Genomic DNA, 20,276 nt, shown 5'->3' with positions numbered 1-20,276 from the left:
GTTGCGAACTTACCAGCCTTTGTTACTTACCGGGCTTGCGGTCTGTTTATTGTATGTGGGCAGATGCCTATCCGTGCCTGTACTCCTAAAAGTGCCTATAACAATTTGCGATTCACCTTATTTGAGTACTGTTGTTCGAAACATGTGTACTTCATTCGCATGTCCATAAATTGGTAAATTTTATATAAAAACACACACAAATCCACGTTTGAAATCGTATTATAGAGTCGATTTACAAAATATGGAGCTGAGGAAAATCGCGGGGAGTCCTTGAAGGGGTATCCGACCCAAAAAGGATATGACCGTGATGAGTGGCCGATGGCCGTGTGTGAAGTAGGAGGGGTGCTGTTATGAGAGAATTGGTTTATACTTAAACGATATGTGGGTCAAGAGTGCAATAGATTTGAGGAGGACATCAATGATTCTGGTCAGTTCGTGTTTGGCAGGAATGAAGGTGCGATATAACGGGACGGATAGCCTGGATGTACACATTCAGAAGTTGGTGGAGGAAAAGAAGGCGGTGACGATCTGTCCTGAACTATTGGGAGGCTTTATGACTCCAAGGGAGCCTGCTGAAATTGTTGGAGGGACGGGAGAGGATGTGCTGAACGGCACAGCCAGGGTAGTCGAGTTCTCGGGTAATGATGTCAGTGACATGTACATTAAAGGTGCATACGAAGCCTTGCATATAGCAAGAGAGGTTAACGCCACCCTGATTGTTTTAAAAGAAAACAGTCCATCCTGCGGGTCGGCGGCCATCTATAACGGAACGTTCGAAAACTGTAAAATCGCAGGTAACGGTGTAACGGCGGCTCTGCTAAAAAAAGAAGGTTTTAAGGTGATATCGGAAGAACAGGTGTCGGAAATCCTTCTGCATCAGAAGCTATAATGGAAAATCAAGCGTCTTGCCAGCTTGCAGGTTTACCACCTGTATGCGCAAGACGCTTGTTCATGTATTGCTATAATTCGATTCCTAGTTTTATTCACACGTCATTATTTAAGCTTCAAAGCCAAAATCCCTAGATATTCCTTGAGGGCTGTACCGGTCGTAGACATGGCTCCGGCAGACGGTGTGAGCTTGGCGGCATACAGCGAAACATTTTCACTTGCCAGATAGTCGGTTGGATAAGGCGTGATCTGCGTGCCTGCACGTTGAAATTCCAGCGCAGCACGTGGCATATGGAAAGCAGAGGTCACCAGAATGGGTTTTGTGAGCTGATGCTGTTTCAATATTTGAGATGTAAACACGGCATTTTGCTGGGTGTTCAAGGAACGGTTTTCGATCAGGATATCCTTTGCCGGAATACCGAGTCCAAGAAGCTGCCTTTGCGCAATATTCGCTTCATTACCACTGTCGCCAAACACCTGTCCGCCGGAGAACAGGATGGGCAGGCCTGTTGCTTCGTGTAATCGGGCGGCAGTGAGCAGTCGGTTGGCCGCAGATCCCAGCAGATTGCCTTGTCCATTGATGTCTGGGGTTCCCTCCGTGGCTCCGCCTCCCAGTACAACAATGACATCGCCTTGAACGCTGCGAGGCTGTGGATACTGCTTTTCCAGGCTGCCGATTAGCAAATCTCCAATTAAATTCGTGGAGGAAGCATACAGCAGCAAGGTGACCACGAGCAGCACGACAGCTGGTTTACGTGCACGTTTCCACAGCCAGACTACTAGCCCAGCCATGACGACTATAAACAAACCGGGAGGGAGCACAAAGCTGTACAAAAATTTGATGATATAAATCAAGTGCGGACAACCTCCTATCCCTATAAAAACTATCTATCTTTTTGGTATATTGTAACACAGGCAAATGCCCCGATTCCTCTGCTTAAAGGCGGGTACACTTGTACAGCACGCTTCCGCCTATTCCGTAATAAATATAATTTTTTCGTGTTCAACTAGTATACATATTTTGATTGATAAAGTTATTTTATAGCTGTAAAATATAAAATCGAATGATTTTTCATAGAGGAGCGAGAGCATCATGGGAGAGTTGACGACAGCCAAGCGAATAATGATGATCACGCTGCTGGTTGTATTATGGGGCATTTCCTGGCCTATTTATAAAGTGGCACTGCAATTTACGCCTCCGCTTTTGTTTGCAGGGCTGCGTACATTGCTGGGAGGCTTGTTGCTCGGGGTGATTATAGCGCCTCGATGGAATCGTATCCGCTGGAAAGAAAATTGGCGGGTATATGCTATTTCCGGTATTGTTAATGTGGTATTGTTCTATGGTCTGCAAACGGTAGGACTGATGTACGTACCTTCCGGTTTGTTTTCTGTGCTGGTGTATCTCCAGCCCGTGCTGGTCGGCATTTTTGCATGGATGTGGCTGGGTGAGGCAATGTCCGGACTCAAAGTAACCGGATTGGTCATCGGATTTTTGGGCGTTGCAGCCGTCAGTGTCGGAGGATTTTCAGGGCATGTGGCTGTGGCAGGTGTGATCATTGCCATCATAACAGCCGTGAGCTGGGCACTGGGAACGGTATATGTGAAAAAAGTAAACCAGCGTGTGGATTCACTGTGGCTGGTTGCCTTTCAATGTACACTGGGAGGCATCGTGTTGACAGGGGCCGGAACGGTGACAGAAAGCTGGTCGGACATCGTATGGAATGTCCCTTATGTGTCAGGGTTGATTTTCGGTACGGTACTGGGAATCTCACTTTCCTGGCTGCTGTATTTTGCACTTGTCAATTCGGGAGATGCGAGTAAGGTTGCATCTTATACGTTTTTGGTGCCGGTGATCTCGGTGTTGCTCAGCTCTTTGATGCTGCGCGAAGCGATCACGGCTTTTCTGCTCATCGGTCTGATCCTGATCGGGCTTAGCATTTATTTGGTTAATCGCAGAGCAAGAGTAGTACGACAGGTTTGAACATCGTAACAAGCAAGCAGGACCCTGTACAGGCGGCAGGGTCCTTTTTTATATACTGGCAGGGGTAGAGCCAAGACCGCTTTCCAGGGAGGACAAAAGGAATAGAGTGATGAGACGGAACAGGCTCAGCCGTTTGAATATATACTATAAATGGGCTTAGAGCGCCTGTCAGGCGTCTGATCGTACACAATACTTCACAAATATCCGAATTGTTCACTCCCCGGATACTCTTTTGTTCATGAAGCATGCAAGGTTTCACTTTCCGTTTTGAATGCGCTTACATAAAATGGGATGATACGGCGGTAGTGCTGCAAACCATGCTGCCGGTAACGTATACAGAGGGGGAGTGATTCACATTGAACCAACCTTTACCTGAGAGTTCCGCTATGCTCGCCACAGATTCCCGTCTGAACGAGAGGAGGCTGGCAAACGGCAGGAAAAAAGGATTTTTCTATGAATTGATCCGCAATCGGATATTATTTCTGATGTTGCTGCCAACCTTGGTGTTTTTCCTCATTAACTCTTACATTCCAATGGTGGGCATCTATTATGCATTTACCCAGTTTGACTTCAATACCAGCCTGTTTGAAGCCAAGTTTGTCGGACTACAAAATTTTCGCTTCTTATGGCAATCCGGCACACTGACAAAGCTGACATTGAACACGGTTGGGTACAACGCGGCATTTATTTTATTCGGCAACGTGCTGGCGATTGTGTGCGCGATTTTGCTGAATGAGCTGAAGGGCCGTTACTTTAAAAAGATCGCTCAATCTGTGATGTTCCTGCCGTATTTTGTTTCTTTCGTTATTCTAAGCGTCATCGTGTATAACATATTTAATTATGATAACGGCTTTTTGAACACGCTGCTGATGCAGCTTGGCAGTGAACGTGTGGATGTATACAACAAACCGTGGGTATGGATTTTCCTGATTATCCTGTTTTATCTGTGGAAAAATCTCGGTTATAGCATGGTAATCTACCTGGCGGCGATCACGGGCATCAGTGACGAATATTATGAGGCGGCGAAAATGGACGGGGCCAATATTTTTCAGAGAATCTGGTATATTACCGTCCCTATGCTCAAATCAACGTTCGTCGTGCTGCTGTTGTTCGCGCTCGGCAGTATTATGAAAGGACAATTCGATCTGTTTTATCAATTAATCGGCAACAACGGGGTGCTGTATAATACGACGGATATTTTGGACACTTATGTGTACCGTTCGTTGAAAGTAACCTTTGACGTGGGCATGGCCTCGGCCGCAGGCGTGTATCAGTCCCTGTTCGGCTTTATTCTGATCATGACCGTGAACTATATCATCCGCAAGCTTAACGACGAATACGCCTTATTCTAGAAAGGAGGACCCAAACGGATGGCGATTAAAGAGGATGCATACAGCCGGCTTTTTGAAATCATCTCTTATGCGATTATCATTATGGCTTCTATTGCTTGTCTACTCCCGTTTCTGCTCATCATTTCGGCCTCATTGACCAGTAATGAGTCGATTATCAGAGATGGATATCACTTTATTCCACAACAATTCTCGCTGGAAGGATACCGGACGGTGTTCACCTTTCCGGAAGAGGTGCTGCGGGCATACGGGGTGACGATTTTTACCACGGTCATAGGCACGACGCTGGGGCTCTTTCTGATGACGATGGCAGGATATGTCCTGGCACGCAAAGATTTTAAATACCGCAACGCATTTTCATTCTATATTTACTTTACGACGTTGTTCGGGGGCGGGTTAGTTCCCTGGTACATTATGCTGACGAAGTATTTTGGGTTGCTGGATACGTATACGGTGCTTATTTTTCCGGGGCTGATGACTCCGTTTCTGATCATTCTGATGAAAAACTTTATACGTTCCTCCATGCCGGAAGAGCTGTTCGAGTCGGCCAAAATTGACGGTGCGGGTGATTTCAAGATCTACTACCGGATTGTGCTGCCACTATCCACGCCGGGGATTGCCACTGTTGGGCTGTTTTTGGCCCTGGCATACTGGAATGACTGGTTCTCGTCTTCACTCTTTATTAATGATCCGCATAAATATCAGCTGCAATATTATCTGTATAATGTAATTAATTCCATGCAATTTATCGCCCAAATGGGGGCTGGTACGGGGGTATCACTTTCCAATGACATGCCGACCGAGTCGACCAAAATGGCAATGGCGATCGTGGTTACCGGGCCTATTTTACTCCTGTACCCGTTCATTCAGCGCTATTTTGTCAAGGGCCTGACCATTGGGGCGGTAAAAGGCTAAACCGGGATATATCGCTTACGATGGCATGATGTGCCAACGTTGTGCCATCTAAGCAGCACTTTTTGTAAGCGTTTTATTTAAACAGACAGCCATTTCAAAAGGAGGATTCACATGACATTTACAAAGACTAGAAAGCAACGCATGTCCATCCTGGTTGCAGTAATGGTCATCATGGCGCTATTAGCCGGTTGTGGAGGCGGTAGCGGAAACAGCGCACAAAAAGCAAACGGAGAGGATGATAAGTCCACAAAAGTGCAGCTGCAATTTTATATGCTGGGCGATGCTCCAAAGGATTTGCCGGCAGTTGAGGCTGAGATCAATAAAATGGCCGAAAAGGATCTGAATGCCACCGTCAAGTTTAACTATACGACATGGACGGACTGGGATCAGAAATATAAGCTGTTATTGTCCTCGGGTCAGCCGATTGACCTGATATTTACCGCAGACTGGACGCAGTATCAGGCCTATGCCAAGAAGGGCGCATTTCTGCCGCTTGACGATCTGCTGCCGAAGGCCGCACCTGCTCTGCAAAAATTTGTGCCTCAGGAGATGTGGGATGGCGTCAAAATCGGAGGCAAAATTTACACTGTGCCTGGAACATACAAGGAGTATGTGACAGACGGCTTTGTGTGGCGCGAGGATTTACGCGAGAAATACAATCTGCCTAAGCCTACGGATATAAAGAGCTACGAGGCTTATATAGATGGTATCCGTCAGCACGAGCCTAATATGAAGCCGGCCTCGCTGAACAGCGATATTAAAGGGAACCTGCATGACCGCTATTCCGAGCTGGTAACAAAGAGCATAGGAGCTTTGCCTTACGGCATTGGTATTAAATATGAAAAACCAACAGAGGTTTATAAATATTGGGGGTCCGATGAGCAAAAAGAAGAGCTGAATACTTACAAACGCTGGGCGGATAAAGGATTTATTCCTAAAAATGTACTGAACGTAAAAGATACGCTCCAGGATCAAGTGACTTCCGGTAAAGCTGCAAGTATTTTTGGTGACAATCCAACCCGGTATAATGATATGGTCATCAAACTTAAAGCGTCTCACCCGAATTGGAAGCTTGAATATTATCCGTTCCCGCTGACGACGGGCTTTGCAACTCCGGTGCATCCGATTCATAACGGCTTTGCGATTCCAAAAAGCAGTCCTAATCCGGCGCGCGCATTGGCCTTCTATGAAAAGCTTGTGACCGACAAACGCTATAACCTGCTCACACAATATGGTATTGAAGGAAAAAACTATGAAGTCAAAGATGGCTACTATCAAATGATAGGTAATAGCAGTACCAACGGTTTTTCGCGGGAAGGCATGAACAGTTGGGCTTGGCGCAACCCGGAATATATGCTGTTTGACTCAGGCTTTGACCGTGTGAAGAAGATTTTTGCCGAGCTGGATAAAATCCAGAAGCCTGATCTGTTTACCGGCTTTGCAGAGGATTATACGACCTATCAAGCTGAAAAAGCGGCTTTGGAGCAGGTTGAGAAGCAATATCTGTATCCGCTCCAGGCTGGCCTGATTGACAACGTGGATCAAGGCTTGCAAACCTTCTTGCAAAAGGCAAACCAGGCTGGATTGGAGAAAATTCAGACGGAATACACCAAGCAATGGGAAGCTTACGTAAGGGAGAAGGGGATTAAGTAGTTTGGCAAGGTGAGCGAGATTTCAAAAGTTGTTGTGATCGAAAGAAGAAAAAAGCAAGTCTCCAGAAAGCTGGGGGCTTGCTTTTTTATGTCAGTCTATTCACTTATTGTGCATTCGCTTTAGAACGGCGAAAATCTGTTGGGGTTACGCCCAAGCTGCGCTTGAACATGCGGTGGAAATAGGAACTGCTCGCAAATCCGGTTTGTTCGGCCACGTCAGCCACCGACCAATCGGTCTGCTCCAGCAGCTCGCAGGCTTTGCGGATGCGCAGCTGTTGTATGACCTCTACGATGGTAGACATGGTTTGCTGCTTATACAGCCTGCTGACATAGATCGGTGACCTATCCAGTTCTTCCGCAATCTGATTAAGGCAAAAATCGGGATCGGCATAAGCCTGCTCAATTCGCTCATTAATTTGCCGCACCAATCGTTCCTGCTTCGTATTTCGTTTTTCCGTCAGACCGGAGCGAATATGATCAAAGACCAAATGGTAATGCTTGATCAGATCCACGGCAGTCTCTAACCGATCCGGGGACGGTAATTCGGTCCTGGATTCCACGGAGAATCCATTTCGCTCGCTCATATGCCGAGTGGCATTATTCACACTCATGATAAGCCGGGATATCGCGATCTTAACGGTGGAAAACGGATATTCCTCCATATGCATCAGCAAATCTGCAAGCATGCTGTGAGCATCATCTGTATGACCGGATAGGAGCGTATCAAGCATTTTCTTTTCCTTATCTGCCGGGTATATATAAGTATTTTGCACCTCTTCGTCTGTTGTGTGCTGTGCATTAATAATACAGCCATGTCCCCGAAAGAATCGGTGCATAGATGCCTCCCGAACCTGACGGTACAGCAAATGCAGCCGTTCCGGCTGGCTTGTGATCGCGCTATAGGTGAGTGAAACACTCAGCTTCAAATATTCAATGCAGGCCTCGCGGATTTGCCGCAGCAGGGTTTCGAGCAGCACAGGGTCTGTATACTCTGCAGGATCAAGAATGTTGAGCATCAGCAGAATGCTATCCTCATCTATATCAACAGTCTCTACCCGGTACGTCTGCCCGCATATTTCAGAAGCAATATTCATAATGGCAAACTTGTAGGGGAGAAGATCAGAACCACGTTCGTTGCGCCATCGGGCATAGTCATCGATTCGCAACAGGACCAGACGGTAATCTTTATCGAACTGGAATGTAATCCCAAGTTCATGCAGCCGTTCCGGCCTTTCTCCGCTAGGGAGCAATTGGATTCCCCCAATAACATTCCGTAAAATATTTTGCCGCATCGTGTATATGCTGTTGCGCTTCTCCGATTCCAGTGAATTCATATGATTAACAATCTGGCCGATCGGCGTGTATAGCATTTTAGACAGCAGCCAAGATGCTACGAAGCCTGCCAGTGCAATGATGGCAGCGATCAGGAGCATGGCATTGCGAATGACGCTCGCCATTTTGACAACGCTTTCATAAGGGGTGACACTAATATACTGCCAGCCCAGTCCGTCTGGCGAGGTGTAGGAAATAAGTGATCTTTTACCATGAAAACCTTCTACAAAATAGCCTGTTGTCTGCTTTTTTACGCGTGTGTGCAGCCATAACTGTTCTTTTTCGTCCAAAGATTCTTCTGTCAGGGTTGTGCCGGACAACAGTGTGCCTTGATCGTCCAAAATATAAGCAGCTCCACCCGATACAAGGATTTCCGCCATTTCCTTGTTCATCCAAGCCGCAGAAACATTGACAATCACAGCCGAATTCATGGCTTCGTTCGAGTTGATTGCGTCATAGCATAAATACGTATAAGCTGCGATATCTGTGCCTGCTTGCTTTGCTCCAGCTTCGGAGTCTGAGGCAGACAGCAGCGGATACGTGCGAGGAATAGGTGTGAACGGTTTATAGTCCTGATAATGCTCCAGCACCCGAATGATATCTGTGTCCGCCAGCTCGTTTTTGCTGAATAACCCGTTTTGTCCTTGTGAGGATGCAATGTAGAAGGTACCGCTTTTGGGATTATACACATAGATGGATTCGATATAAGGCATGGAATTGAGATAATTATTTAGTTCGGTCATGGCAGCGGTTACATCATAAACATTGGGCTTGGGATAATAGAGCAATTTGGACAGGGTGCTGCTGCGGTACATTTGAAATGCCAGCGATTGAGCGATAGATGTCATGTTAATGACCTCTTTGCTTCTCAATGTCAGGCTGCTGTGATTGGCTTCGAACGCCTGCTCCTTTTCCACTCGAATATAGTAAAAATAATACACAGTGGTAGATACCAGCAACGTTAGCGTAATGCATAATGTGATGCTGATCAGCAATTTGCTGTGAAGCTTGTGATGCTTTTTGAAATTGCTCATGGGCAGGCCTCCTGTCTGTGTACACAAGCTGTAAAGTACACCCTATTTATGTATTCATTATACGTATGTTGTTATGAACAAGACAGTAAACAAACCGATTTTTTGTGAAAAATCACAACTTTTTCTTAAAAAGGCTGGGAACACCATACGCAGATTGGATTACGTCGGTTCCCGGCCGGACTTGTCCGTTTCAATGAATGAATTGACGGTTGGAATTAGTCAGGGAATTGCACGTTGCCTTTAACGATATAGGCCCCGCCTGAGCCATTTTCCGCGAGAGCTGGAATGGTATCATTCAGCGCTACGCCGCGAATGTCTGTAATCCGTATTTTCAGAGACTGGTTCCCTAAATTAGTGCCTAAAAAGTAGTTATAGTCCTGTTTCTCAAGTTTGAGCCATTGTCCGTTCTGTTGAACTTCCATTTTCAAGACCGGATATTTATGATTGCGTACTTGAATAGCTGCCCACCATCTGCTGCTGCCTTCTTTAATGCGATAGGAGACATTGCCGGTAACCGGAGCCCTGATAACCTTCCACGAAATATTGATTTTTCCATCAACCATATTGCCGATCTGGCTGAATGCATTCGGAGACAGATCAAGCGCGCCGCTTGGACCTTCAGGGTAAAGATCCGTGACATATACGGTTGTTTTCCCTTTGGGACCTTGAACTTCCAGATAGGCTCCGGCTAATGCGGCCTTGATTCCGTTATAATTCAGCTGGGTGCGGTTAAGAGCTGTAATTTTGGCATTCGAAGGAACGGGATCAAGCAGTAATGCTCCTCCCGAGTAACCTGATCCTGTATAGGTGGCGTATCCCGTGTATGTACCATTCCAAGCTGCAGAGGCGGGAAGAGCGAACAAAGCAAGACTGAGCAACGACGTCAGACCGACGGTTTTAAGCTTGCGGAACGCAACATTATTCTTCATAATTATTTCCTCCTTAGTAATTTAATAGATATATACAGTAAATATAAACACTATATTACATAATATTTCAAATTATTCAATAGGGCTTTAAGGCAAAAAGAAAATATAGAAGAAATTTGTCAACATAGGAGGCATAGGTCAAAAGGGATGTTTTTAGGAAATGTGTTTTTTTTCGCAGACAGTTTATAAAACCAATGATAGGATCGATAAGATGTAGCATGATAATTTAAGGCAGGGATGACTGAAGAACGATAAGCATAGAGGAGGCTTTTGAGTATGGGAACGAATGTCTTTTATGTACCGCCTGTGAACTTAATGGGAAGCGGATGTCTTAGGGATCTGGGACCACTGCTGCAAGAGAAAGGATTTTTGAAAGTGCTTATCGTGACAGATAAATGGCTGCGCCGAAACGGGGTTGCTGATCGGGTAATCGCTGTGTTGGAGCAGCATGGAATTCCATATATCGTATATGACGGAGTCAAGCCTAACCCTACCTGTGACAATGTTCATGAAGGTGTGAAGGTATTTGAGGAAAACGAATGTGATGTTATCGTCTCGGTGGGCGGCGGGTCGCCGCAGGATGCGGCCAAAGCGATAGGTATCATTGTTACGAACGGAGGTCATATTTCAGAATATGAAGGCGTTCACAAATCCAAGCGGCCATCCGTTCCGATTGTAGCGGTGAATACAACGGCGGGGACTTCCAGCGAGGTTACTATTAATTATGTGATTACAGATGAGAAGCGTAAGGTCAAAATGGTGATGGTTGATAAAAACAGTCTGGCATCCATCTCTGTCAATGATCCTGAATTAATGGTCGGAAAACCGGCTGAATTAACTGCAGCGACAGGTATGGATGCGCTTACACATGCGATCGAAGCACTGGTTACTCCCGGAGGCTACTCAGTTACTGATGCCACAGCCTTAGCTGCTGTCGAGCTTATATTCCGTTATTTGCCTGTCGTTGTGGAGAATGGTCAGGATATCGAAGCCCGCGAAAAGCTCGTATACGCTGTTTTTTTAGGAGGATTGGCCTTCAATAATGCGGGCTTGGGATATGTGCATGCAATGGCCCATCAGCTCGGCGGTGTGTACGATCTTCCGCATGGTGTGTGTAATGCGATGCTGCTGCCGTATGTGCAGGAGGCCAATGCACGCCATGTTCCCCGTAAATTCAGGCCGATCGCAAAGGCGATCGGGTTTCCGGTTAAAGGGCGAACTGACGAGGAATGTGCCGAGTTTGTGGTGGATGCCATTCGGGGTCTAGCTCAGGAGGTTGGAATCCCGGAACGCTTGTCTGAACTTGGAGTGACCGATCCCGACCTCGATTTATTAGCGGATCATGCTATGAAAGATGCATGCGCACCAGGCAATCCATTTCAGCCGACCAAGGAGGAAGTTATTGCACTGTATCAAAAAATACTTTAGGCGTGTGTATATTGGGACTTTTGAACGATGTCTTTTAATAGAATAAGCGAACTATTGTTCTCCTTTTGTTTGTCGTATACAATCGAATCATGCTGATTGAAACAGAGTGATGTTGAACTCTGCTTATGCTGCAACGAAAGGATGTTTTGCACCATGATGGGAAGAGCCCATTTGATTATTGGAACCGGGGTCTCCCTGTCGGTATTAGCTTTGAGTGGATATGAAGTGACTCCGGCTGCCGTGGCTGCCGCTGTAGTCGGTTCACTGCTGCCGGATATTGACGAGCCTAACTCAATGCTCGTGAGTCGTGCGTTGCCTGCCAAAATGCTGAGACTCATACAGCTTCTGATGATTGGGGCTGCCGGATGGGTATTTTTTACCCCCATGGCCCCGCCACCGTGGAATCTGATTCTGGCTCTGCTGATGATCAGCGCTTCTTTTATGCCTTCACGATCCATGCGCAAGGTCATTATCTTTTTAATTGGCATTGGCATAGCCTGGTATGGGGAAGCATATGCGCCGTGGAATTACATTGCCGGATGTCTGCTGATTATCTGTACACTTGTCCCGCACAGGGGATTGACACACACGGTGTATGGAACAGCGGCCTGGACCGGGCTGCTGTATGCAACAACCCGGTTGCACGGAGACAGCATATGGCTGGCCGGAGGTATGGCGTATTTGCTGCATTTGCTGGCTGATTCCTTGACGAATAACGGTATTAAACCTTTACCGCCGTTCAAATGGAAGCTGCGGTTTAAGCTGATGAGCACCGGGACCCGCAAGGGAGCAAAGGTAGAAAACGTCTGCATTGCTCTGACAGCAATACTTGTCGTGATTGCATTGCTTCGTTATAAGCATTTGATGTGAGTCTTGCATCCTATATTTCTATTAAAGCGAGGACTTTACAGCCATTCTTTGAATCCAAAAAAACAGTCAAGACACGTTGTACCGTGCATTGACTGTTTTTTTGGATATGATGTAAATTTATGTTAAAACTAGGCTCGTTCAATGATGGTATTCAGCGTTGTACGATCCAGATTTTGAACTAGCTTGACGATTAGCTCTTTGGCGGCATCATAATCATCGGTGTGAATAATAGATGAGGATGTATGAATGTATCGTCCACAAATGCCGATAACGGTAGACGGTACGCCAATTCCGCTTAAGTGGACCTGACCTGCATCCGTTCCTCCTGTAGAAATGAAATATTGATATTTGATGTTGTGTGTGTCCGCCATATCCTGTACATATTCGACGATCCCGCGATGTGTGATCATTCCCGGATCAAATACCCGCAGCAGTGCGCCTTTGCCAAGCTGTCCGTATGCATTTGGATCTCCGCCCATATCGTTGGCTGCACTGCAATCCAGCGCAAAGAAAATGTCCGGTTGAATCAGATTGGCCGCTGTGCGTGCCCCGCGCAGTCCTACTTCCTCTTGAACGGTAGCTCCTGCAAACAACGTATTAGGAAGCTTGCCCTTTTCCTTATGTAATGCCTCCAGTAGTTCAATCGCCAAGCCTACACCATAACGGTTATCCCATGCTTTGGCCATGATTTTTTTAGGATTCGCGAGTGGAGTGAACTCACAGATCGGCACAATGGCCGTGCCAGGCACGATTCCCAGATTTTGTGCTTCCTGGCGGCTGTCCACGCCGATATCCAGATACATATGCTTGATGTCCATTGGCTTGCTGCGTTGCGCTTCATCAAGCAGGTGTGGCGAGACAGAGCCGACTACGCCGATTACCGGTCCGTTTGGAGTCAGCACCTGTAGACGCTGAGACATGATGGCCTGACTCCACCAGCCTCCAACCGGTTGAAAACGAATCATTCCATTTTCCGTAATGCCGTTCACGATAAATCCGACCTCATCGAGATGGCCTGCCACCATTACACGTGGTCCGCTTTCTTCACCGCGCAGAACACCAAAAAGACTGCCCAGCCGATCTTGCACGATTTCATCCGTATAATCGGATATCCGCTCTTTTACCCATGCCCGCAGCTCTCGCTCATGACCCGAAATGGACGGAAACTCCGTTAAAGTTTTAAACAATTCCAATGTTTTTGATTCCATGTTGGTACCTCACTCCTTACTAATTAACCAGTGGTCGCATGTATTCAAGTATGAATGTATTTGTACGGAATGTCCATGATATCATTTTCCTGACATAACAGTTCCCCATAGAGCTAATAATGATACAGCCTCAACAATCAGAGCCGCCAAGTGCGGAATTTACGTCAAAGGGGTGGTGAATGATGCCAGCTAAATCAGGGCAACGCAGTTTTCGAACTAATACGTCTCCGCTGTCCATAAATGAGAAGGACTATCAGAGTGTTTTCAAAAAACATGAACCTTCTAGGAAGGTATTTGCCAATTGTGTGCGCGCTTTTCTGGTTGGGGGCGTCATCTGTGTGATTGGGCAGGCGATTCAGGAGGCTTTTATGGCAGGGATGCACCTTTCTGCCAAAGACGCTGCGGCGCCGACTTCCTCCATGATGATCCTGCTGGCGGTCATCTTAACCTGCATTGGGGTCTACGATAAGATTGCCCAGTGGGCGGGAGCGGGAACCGCTGTACCCATTACAGGATTTGCCAACTCGATGTGTTCGGCTGCATTGGAATATCGTTCTGAGGGACTGGTACTCGGAGTGGGCGCAAATATGTTTAAACTTGCAGGATCGGTTGTTGTATTCGGGGTTGTGGCCGCATTTGTCGTAGGTGTTATATATGCCATCCTCGGTTTGGGGGGGCATCACTAATGAGAAGACAGGGAGGACAAACCTGGAAGTTTGAGTCGAGACCGCGCATTATTGGGAGTGCAACCGTGGTGGGTCCGGATGAAGGCGAGGGGCCGTTGTCCACAGATTTTGATTATATTTATGACAATATCGAAATTAACGAGAAAACGTGGGAAAAAGCGGAACGCCAATTGATTGAGCATTCTACTGAGCTGGCCCTAATAAATGCCAATCTAAGCAAAGAGGAAGTACAGTTTTTTATCAGTGGCGATCTGATGAATCAGATTATCAGCAGTTCCTTTTCGGCCAGCAAGCTAGCCATTCCTTATCTGGGTGTTTTTGGAGCCTGCTCAACCTCAATGGAAAGCTTGGCCTTGGCCGCGCTGATTGTGGATTCAGAGGCGGGCGACTATGTGTTGGCGGGTACGACCAGTCACAACTGTACGGCGGAGAAGCAGTTCCGTTATCCTAACGAGTATGGATCACAGAAGCCGCCATCGGCTCAATATACGGTTACAGGCTCAGGAGCTGTAGTGGTGGGACATGCCAAGACGGGGACAGTGCTGGATTGCGCTACCATTGGGCGCGTTATGGATATGGGCATCAAAGACCCTTTTAACATGGGCGGAGCTATGGCTCCGGCAGCAGCAGATACCTTGTTGTCCCATTTTCGGGATACAGGCCGGGACCCTGGTTACTATGACCTCATTGTAACGGGGGATTTAGCCTCAGTGGGGCTGCCGATTGCCAAGGAACTGCTAAAAAAAGATGGATATGATATGAATCAGACGGAATTTAATGATTGCGGTTTACTGATTTACGATATCAATAAGCAAAAGAAAGTTATTGCAGGCGGCAGTGGTTGCGGATGTTCGGCTGTGGTAACCTACGGACATTTGTTGAAGCGGATTGAAAAGGGAGAACTGCAAAAGGTACTGGTTGTGGCAACCGGGGCTTTGCTATCTCCTTTGTCCACACAACAGGGGGAAAGTATTCCCTGCATTGCACATGCTGTAGCTTTCGAAGCGGGGGAACAAGTATGATATATCTTTGGGCTTTTTTAGTTGGCGGTGCCATTTGTGTCGTGGGCCAGTTAATGATGGATTGGCTCAAAATGACGCCCGCACATACGATGAGTACGTTGGTGGTAGCAGGTGCCATTGCAGATGGTATCGGGATCTACGATCCGCTTATCAAATTTGCAGGAGCAGGTGCGACGATTCCAATTACCAGTTTTGGCAACTCACTCGTACATGGTGCCTTGACCGAATTGGAGAAGGACGGATGGCTTGGTGTGATTACAGGGATTTTTAGTCTGACTAGTGCAGGGATTTCCTCGGCAATCATTTTCTCTTTTCTGGCAAGCTTGTTTGTTCGTCCAAAGGGAAGTATATAATGTAAATACACATAATTGAAGTAAATAAGTATATACATGAGCCCTTCGGTCTGATGACCGTAGGGCTTTTGATATGCTATACTCACGCATGATGCGAAGAAAGATACATTTTGAAGGATATAGGAAAGGAGTTAAGTGTACTCTGTGCCCGCCTTCATGTACAATAATAGGAAACATGTTGCGATCTAGGAGGTTTACTGAGTTATGCCCGTACGTCAAGAATCTGCGCAGATTGTATCTGCAATCCGTTCTAATCTGGAATCATGCATATTGGGAAAATCCTTTGAAATAAAATTACTGCTTACGGCTATGCTGGCGGGTGGGCACATTCTGATCGAGGACGTTCCGGGTACGGGAAAAACGCAAATGATCAAGGCTCTTGCCAAATCCATGCGCGGTGATTACCGCCGTGTCCAATGTAATCCTGATATTCTCCCGAGTGATATTACGGGGGTTTCCATATTTCATCCACGGGATGAACGTTTTTATTTCCGTCCGGGTCCTGTAATGACGAATATTTTGCTGGCCGATGAAATTAACCGGGCCACGACGAAAACTCAATCGGCTCTGCTGGAAGTGATGGAGGAGCGCAGTGTGACAGTGGATGGGGAAACGCATATGTTACCTCATCCTTTTATGCTGTGTGCGACACAAAATCCGATTGATTTTGAAGGTACTTATATGCTGCCTGAAGCACAGCTGGATCGCTTTATGCTCAAAATCAGTCTGGGCTATCCTGATATGGAAACGGAGCGCAATATGCTGCTTTACCATCAGGTGGGGCAGCCGGCAGACCGTCTGGAGGCTGTAGCCCATATGGATCAGATTGCTGAGATCCAGCAGGAAATTCGGGAAATCTACATGGACGAGGCAGTGACGTCCTATTTACTTGATATTGTGCATGCGACGAGAGAACATCCATCCGTGCTGCTGGGAGCCAGTCCGCGGGCGGCACTTGCTTTTGTGATGGCGGCCAAAGCGTACGCTTTTTTGGACAACCGTGATTATGTGCTGCCTGATGATGTGAAGACGCTGGCACCGTATGTGCTGACGCACCGTTTGTTGCTGCTTCCTGAAGCGCGTCTTGATCATTCCAACGCCCCGTCCGTGCTCCGGTCTGTTCTTCAGCAGGTTCATGTACCCGTACGAATGGAGCGTTCTTAGGGAATGAACATGGTCAAGAGGAAGGGCAGGCTTTCCCGGCTGTCAGGCCGCATCTGGCTTCTGATAGTCATATGGGTGGTGTGCCTGCTGTATTTGTTGTTTCAGGGTGGCAAGACATCGGTCATGCTGTTATCCATGGTAACGCTGTTGTGTGTTTATTTATGGATCGTTGGTCTGAGCGGGGTTCGACGTGTTCAGGGCTCGCGGCAGCTTTCGCAAGGCTCAAACGAGCTATTGCATGCGGGAGATCAGGTGCATGTCAAGCTGAGTTTGAGTTTTCCCGGCTTTCTTCCGTTGCCATATATCATTGTGCGTGAGGTTCTCAAGCGGCATACAGGCGAATCCTGGTCGTTTGAGGACAGTGTCATCCCTAGCCTAAAGGAGGGCGGAGAGCTTACATTTCAGACTCCTGCTTTGGAGCGGGGAAGCTATCATTTTGAGGAAACCGAATGTGTGAGTGAGGACATCTTTGGTCTGTTGGAGCACAAGGGCCGGTTGAACGCGCGCGGGGAATTTCGGGTGCTGCCCCGAACGGTGTTCATTCCGTATTGGCTGGTCAATGAACGTCGCTCAAGGATGTCTGGGCCGCAGACGGTTCAAACTCGAACACGACGTGAAACGACGCAAATTAACGGGGTGCGTGACTACGTATACGGGGATCGTTTTTCCCGGATTCATTGGAATGCGACTGCTCGTACAGGCAGCTGGAAATCCAAGGAATTCGAGCATGAAACGGTTCCGAAAACCATGCTTGTGCTGGACCTGCACACAAAGCATTATATAAACGCGGATCAATTTGAACTGGCTGTGTCCTCGACCGCTTCATTGCTGGAGTATGGCGGTCGGGAGCGAATGGGGATCGGCCTGTGTACAGCCGGAGAGAAGGGAACGGTTTTTCAGCCCAGTGAGCAGATGATGGAACGACAACGGATGATGCATTACTTGGTAGACATACACTTGACTACACAAGGCAGTCTGATGGCTGCTGTCGAGGGCAGTGTGCGTCTGTTTCCGCCTGGCTGCTTTTTCGTGCTGATTAGTCCGCTGAAGGATCAGCGGGCGCTGGAGCTTCTTCGCTGGGCTGATACGCGGGGGATGACTCCGTGCCACGTCCATATCGGAGAAGGCATCGTCGAGAGCAAGGCTGAAGAATGGATAAGCATGCTTCGCACAAGGGGAATCCGGGGCTACCATATTCCGAGCCTTGAAGATCTCCCGGCAGTATTGGGAGGAGGGACACGATGAAAAGCTGGCTGCAATCGCTGAAAAGTTCCTGGGCTCTCGCTTTTACCTTTTTATGGATTATTATCATTGCTATGCAATGGGTGTCCTTTGCTTCTGAATTGTGGCTGGAGGAGACAAGAACACTTGTGTTAATGACCATTACGATGTTGGCTCTGGTCAAAATTATATTTCCATTCCGGCCATGGATTGAATTTATCATTAAGACGGCAACGCTCTTTTTCATCTTGTATCGGACACTTGTGTCCTACTCCATCATAATTCCTTTTGGGGGAGCAGCCAACCGGGTCGATCAATTTATATCCAATATGTCTCCTTATATTTGGTTTTCTCTCATCGCTTGGCTCATCATTGAAATGGTACCGCTTATTGTTACGACGAAGCAGCGGATTATCGTATTTTCAGGTATAAATATTGCCGCGCTGGCTGTGCTTGACTCATTCACGCCAACGGAGCTATGGGAGGAAGTTGCCTGGATTGTCTTTGCTGGCATGGGCTGGCTGGTGACGCAGCATTTGCAGTATTTTCGTCAGCATTATCCGCAAGGCTGGAAGCATATTCGCCGCTATCCGTATAAAATTGCTGCCAATATTGCAGTCATTTTTGCACTGATTATCATGGTTAGTGTGAATATGCCTGAAATACAGCCGGCCTTGACGGACCCCTATACGGCGTGGACCCAGCACAATAGCTCTAATGCCGTCGGAATTAACAATGGTATCGGGGCGGTGAATCAGCGAATGAGCACCGCATCGGGTTATAGTCGTCAGGACAATCGTCTGGGTGGGGGCTTTAATTTTGATTATTCTCCTGTGATGACGGTCACGACCAATCAGCGAAGCTATTGGCGAGGGGAGACCAAGCGAATCTATTCCGGTACAGGCTGGAGCGATGCAGGCAATGATGATCAGACACTGAATGATGTGTCAATGGCCGCCGAGCTGGAAAATACACAGGAAACGCGGCATTCGACCGAGCAGGTCGTTCAGACAATTACGATGCAAAATGATCAGAGCTACCCGGTTCTGTTTGGAGCCTATTCGGTAAACCGTGTCCAATCCGTGGACCAAGATTCGCGGGCAGACGGCTTGCATTGGAACCCGGAACAGGCAGAGCTGCTGTGGAGCGGGGGTTCCCGAAGAACTGCTTATCCCAAAACCTATACACTGGTATCGCATGTTCCGGTCATTCCTGAGAAAGAGCTGCGTGCAAAAACTTTCCATGAGCTGTATGGGAAAAACAAGCAGGAGGCTTATTTGCAAATTCCGGATGAGTTGCCGAAGCGGGTACGCGATTTGGCTAAAAACGTAACGGCAACAGCTAAAACGCCGTACGAAAAGGTCGGCTTGCTACAGCGGTATTTACAGCAGAATTATGCCTATACCAATAATCCGGACCTCTCCCGAAGAAGAAGCAAGGATTTTGTAGATGCCTTTTTATTTGAAATTCGAGAGGGCTATTGCGATTATTTTTCCACTTCACTGGTCATGATGTCCCGTTCGGTTGGGGTTCCGGCCCGTTGGGTTAAAGGATATGCGCCTGGTCAGCAGACGTTTTCGGATGAAGCCGCAACGGACGATGCGGGTGAAAATATGTCCTCCTACTCCGTGACTAATGCTGATGCCCATTCCTGGGCAGAAGTATATTTGGGCGAATACGGATGGGTCCCTGTAGAAGCTACGCCTGGCTTTGATATGCCGCTGCTGACGGAAAAGGAGGATACAAAGACGCCTGATGCTCCAGAGGTGAAAGATCAGCCTGAACCGGAACAGCCTGAGCAGGCCCCTCAGGTGAATCCAGAGGAAGGGTTAAAGATCCATCCCGTTTTCATCGCTGCGGCGGCTGCGGTTCTTGTCCTGTGGGTTGTTTATATTGTCTGGCGTAATCGTGCGGATATTCATTTTTACCTGCTGCGCTTGCGCAGAGGGAAGCCGCTGACTCCGGGTGAAAAGGTGGTTGTTGAAACGGAGCGCTGGTTGCGGTATATGCAAAGAAAGGGCTTTGCGCGTGCCAGTCATGAAACGCTGAGAGAATCGGTCGCGAGATGGTCGGCAGAAGCACCGGAGCGTGCTGCCATTTTACAGCAGCTGCTCGAACGGTTTGAACAATCGCGTTATAGTCCAGCAACCGTAACCGCAGAGGATTGGCGCAATGTTCGGCTGCAAGCCTCCTTGCTGCATAAGGAAGGACGTACAAGAAGATGGGCTTGACCAAAAGCTGCAT

Annotated in this window: 17 protein-coding genes and 1 pseudogene; 14 read left to right on the top strand and 4 right to left on the bottom strand. The window is 47.6% G+C overall.

The window, feature by feature from the left end; all coding sequences use genetic code 11:
• Nucleotides 1-243: 243 nt before the first annotated feature.
• Nucleotides 244-342, top strand: a pseudogene (locus JO375_RS11900) (NucA/NucB deoxyribonuclease domain-containing protein); the annotation flags it as partial.
• 76 nt (nt 343-418) lie between these two features.
• Nucleotides 419-889, top strand: coding sequence for a DUF523 domain-containing protein (locus tag JO375_RS11895; protein WP_229524673.1), 471 nt, complete (start codon nt 419-421; stop codon nt 887-889).
• A gap of 104 nt (nt 890-993) precedes the next feature.
• Here JO375_RS11895 and JO375_RS11890 read toward each other — a convergent pair whose 3' ends face one another.
• Complete coding sequence (locus JO375_RS11890) at nt 994-1,743, bottom strand: YdcF family protein (RefSeq protein WP_229524672.1); 750 nt, start codon at nt 1,741-1,743, stop codon at nt 994-996.
• 238 nt (nt 1,744-1,981) lie between these two features.
• Here JO375_RS11890 and JO375_RS11885 point away from each other — a divergent pair, with 238 nt between their 5' ends.
• From JO375_RS11885 to JO375_RS11870, 4 genes are all read left to right on the top strand, one after another.
• On the top strand, nt 1,982-2,869 hold the full coding sequence (locus JO375_RS11885) for a DMT family transporter (protein ID WP_229524671.1): 888 nt from the start codon (nt 1,982-1,984) through the stop codon (nt 2,867-2,869).
• A 356-nt stretch (nt 2,870-3,225) separates the two neighbouring features.
• Entirely contained in the window at nt 3,226-4,221 is a 996-nt protein-coding gene (locus JO375_RS11880) for an ABC transporter permease (protein WP_229524670.1), read from the top strand.
• An 18-nt stretch (nt 4,222-4,239) separates the two neighbouring features.
• Complete coding sequence (locus tag JO375_RS11875; protein ID WP_229524669.1) at nt 4,240-5,133, top strand: carbohydrate ABC transporter permease; 894 nt, start codon at nt 4,240-4,242, stop codon at nt 5,131-5,133.
• A gap of 111 nt (nt 5,134-5,244) precedes the next feature.
• Nucleotides 5,245-6,786, top strand: coding sequence for an extracellular solute-binding protein (locus JO375_RS11870; RefSeq protein WP_229524668.1), 1,542 nt, complete (start codon nt 5,245-5,247; stop codon nt 6,784-6,786).
• 103 nt (nt 6,787-6,889) lie between these two features.
• On the opposite strand, the gene JO375_RS11865 is transcribed toward JO375_RS11870, so the two are convergent.
• Nucleotides 6,890-9,151: a helix-turn-helix domain-containing protein gene (locus JO375_RS11865; RefSeq protein WP_229524667.1), complete on the bottom strand. Its 2,262-nt coding sequence runs from the start codon at nt 9,149-9,151 to the stop codon at nt 6,890-6,892.
• A gap of 215 nt (nt 9,152-9,366) precedes the next feature.
• On the bottom strand, nt 9,367-10,080 hold the full coding sequence (locus tag JO375_RS11860) for an expansin EXLX1 family cellulose-binding protein (protein ID WP_229524666.1): 714 nt from the start codon (nt 10,078-10,080) through the stop codon (nt 9,367-9,369).
• Nucleotides 10,081-10,356: 276 nt separating this feature from the next.
• Between JO375_RS11860 and JO375_RS11855 the strand changes: the two genes are divergently transcribed.
• Together JO375_RS11855 and JO375_RS11850 are read left to right on the top strand one after the other, a co-directional pair.
• Nucleotides 10,357-11,508 carry an iron-containing alcohol dehydrogenase gene (locus JO375_RS11855; protein WP_229524665.1) on the top strand — a complete coding sequence of 384 codons (1,152 nt, stop codon included), beginning with the start codon at nt 10,357-10,359 and terminating at the stop codon, nt 11,506-11,508.
• Between the two features lie 153 nt (nt 11,509-11,661).
• A complete protein-coding gene (locus tag JO375_RS11850; protein ID WP_229524664.1) occupies nt 11,662-12,378 on the top strand; it encodes a metal-dependent hydrolase in 717 nt (238 codons plus the stop codon).
• Nucleotides 12,379-12,506: 128 nt separating this feature from the next.
• Here the strand turns inward: JO375_RS11850 and JO375_RS11845 are convergent, their stop codons facing one another.
• Nucleotides 12,507-13,586 carry a M42 family metallopeptidase gene (locus JO375_RS11845; RefSeq protein ID WP_229524663.1) on the bottom strand — a complete coding sequence of 360 codons (1,080 nt, stop codon included), beginning with the start codon at nt 13,584-13,586 and terminating at the stop codon, nt 12,507-12,509.
• A 182-nt stretch (nt 13,587-13,768) separates the two neighbouring features.
• On the opposite strand from JO375_RS11845, the gene spoVAC reads away from it, so the two are divergent.
• From spoVAC to JO375_RS11815, 6 genes are all read left to right on the top strand, one after another.
• Entirely contained in the window at nt 13,769-14,272 is a 504-nt protein-coding gene (gene spoVAC, locus JO375_RS11840) for a stage V sporulation protein AC (protein WP_229524662.1), read from the top strand.
• Entirely contained in the window at nt 14,272-15,294 is a 1,023-nt protein-coding gene (gene spoVAD / locus JO375_RS11835; protein ID WP_229524661.1) for a stage V sporulation protein AD, read from the top strand. The genes spoVAC and spoVAD overlap by 1 nt, the downstream gene beginning before the upstream one ends.
• Nucleotides 15,291-15,647 (top strand): stage V sporulation protein AE, encoded by a 357-nt coding sequence (gene spoVAE, locus JO375_RS11830; RefSeq protein ID WP_229524660.1) that lies wholly within the window; start codon nt 15,291-15,293, stop codon nt 15,645-15,647. The genes spoVAD and spoVAE overlap by 4 nt, the downstream gene beginning before the upstream one ends.
• 204 nt (nt 15,648-15,851) lie before the next feature.
• Nucleotides 15,852-16,811 carry an AAA family ATPase gene (locus tag JO375_RS11825; RefSeq protein ID WP_229524659.1) on the top strand — a complete coding sequence of 320 codons (960 nt, stop codon included), beginning with the start codon at nt 15,852-15,854 and terminating at the stop codon, nt 16,809-16,811.
• 3 nt (nt 16,812-16,814) lie between these two features.
• On the top strand, nt 16,815-18,056 hold the full coding sequence (locus JO375_RS11820) for a DUF58 domain-containing protein (protein WP_229524658.1): 1,242 nt from the start codon (nt 16,815-16,817) through the stop codon (nt 18,054-18,056).
• Nucleotides 18,053-20,263: a DUF4129 domain-containing transglutaminase family protein gene (locus JO375_RS11815; RefSeq protein WP_229524657.1), complete on the top strand. Its 2,211-nt coding sequence runs from the start codon at nt 18,053-18,055 to the stop codon at nt 20,261-20,263. Before JO375_RS11820 ends, JO375_RS11815 begins: the two co-directional genes overlap by 4 nt.
• The last annotated feature ends 13 nt before the right edge of the window (nt 20,264-20,276 follow it).

It is taken from the genome of Paenibacillus farraposensis, assembly GCF_020736845.1.
Taxonomy (GTDB): domain Bacteria; phylum Bacillota; class Bacilli; order Paenibacillales; family Paenibacillaceae; genus Paenibacillus; species Paenibacillus farraposensis.
Note: the sequence above shows the minus strand (reverse complement) of the source record. Positions and strands in the feature narration are given on the sequence as shown.

Bases quoted from the DNA above. Each gene is read 5' to 3' on its own strand.
- JO375_RS11895 (WP_229524673.1), top strand. From the start codon at position 419: ATGATTCTGGTCAGTTCGTGTTTGGCAGGAATGAAGGTGCGATATAAC.
- JO375_RS11885 (WP_229524671.1), top strand. From the start codon at position 1,982: ATGGGAGAGTTGACGACAGCCAAGCGAATAATGATGATCACGCTGCTG.
- JO375_RS11875 (WP_229524669.1), top strand. From the start codon at position 4,240: ATGGCGATTAAAGAGGATGCATACAGCCGGCTTTTTGAAATCATCTCT.
- JO375_RS11870 (WP_229524668.1), top strand. From the start codon at position 5,245: ATGACATTTACAAAGACTAGAAAGCAACGCATGTCCATCCTGGTTGCA.
- JO375_RS11865 (WP_229524667.1), bottom strand. From the start codon at position 9,151: ATGAGCAATTTCAAAAAGCATCACAAGCTTCACAGCAAATTGCTGATC.
- JO375_RS11860 (WP_229524666.1), bottom strand. From the start codon at position 10,080: ATGAAGAATAATGTTGCGTTCCGCAAGCTTAAAACCGTCGGTCTGACG.
- JO375_RS11855 (WP_229524665.1), top strand. From the start codon at position 10,357: ATGGGAACGAATGTCTTTTATGTACCGCCTGTGAACTTAATGGGAAGC.
- JO375_RS11850 (WP_229524664.1), top strand. From the start codon at position 11,662: ATGATGGGAAGAGCCCATTTGATTATTGGAACCGGGGTCTCCCTGTCG.
- JO375_RS11845 (WP_229524663.1), bottom strand. From the start codon at position 13,586: ATGGAATCAAAAACATTGGAATTGTTTAAAACTTTAACGGAGTTTCCG.
- spoVAC (WP_229524662.1), top strand. From the start codon at position 13,769: ATGCCAGCTAAATCAGGGCAACGCAGTTTTCGAACTAATACGTCTCCG.
- spoVAD (WP_229524661.1), top strand. From the start codon at position 14,272: ATGAGAAGACAGGGAGGACAAACCTGGAAGTTTGAGTCGAGACCGCGC.
- spoVAE (WP_229524660.1), top strand. From the start codon at position 15,291: ATGATATATCTTTGGGCTTTTTTAGTTGGCGGTGCCATTTGTGTCGTG.
- JO375_RS11825 (WP_229524659.1), top strand. From the start codon at position 15,852: ATGCCCGTACGTCAAGAATCTGCGCAGATTGTATCTGCAATCCGTTCT.
- JO375_RS11820 (WP_229524658.1), top strand. From the start codon at position 16,815: ATGAACATGGTCAAGAGGAAGGGCAGGCTTTCCCGGCTGTCAGGCCGC.
- JO375_RS11815 (WP_229524657.1), top strand. From the start codon at position 18,053: ATGAAAAGCTGGCTGCAATCGCTGAAAAGTTCCTGGGCTCTCGCTTTT.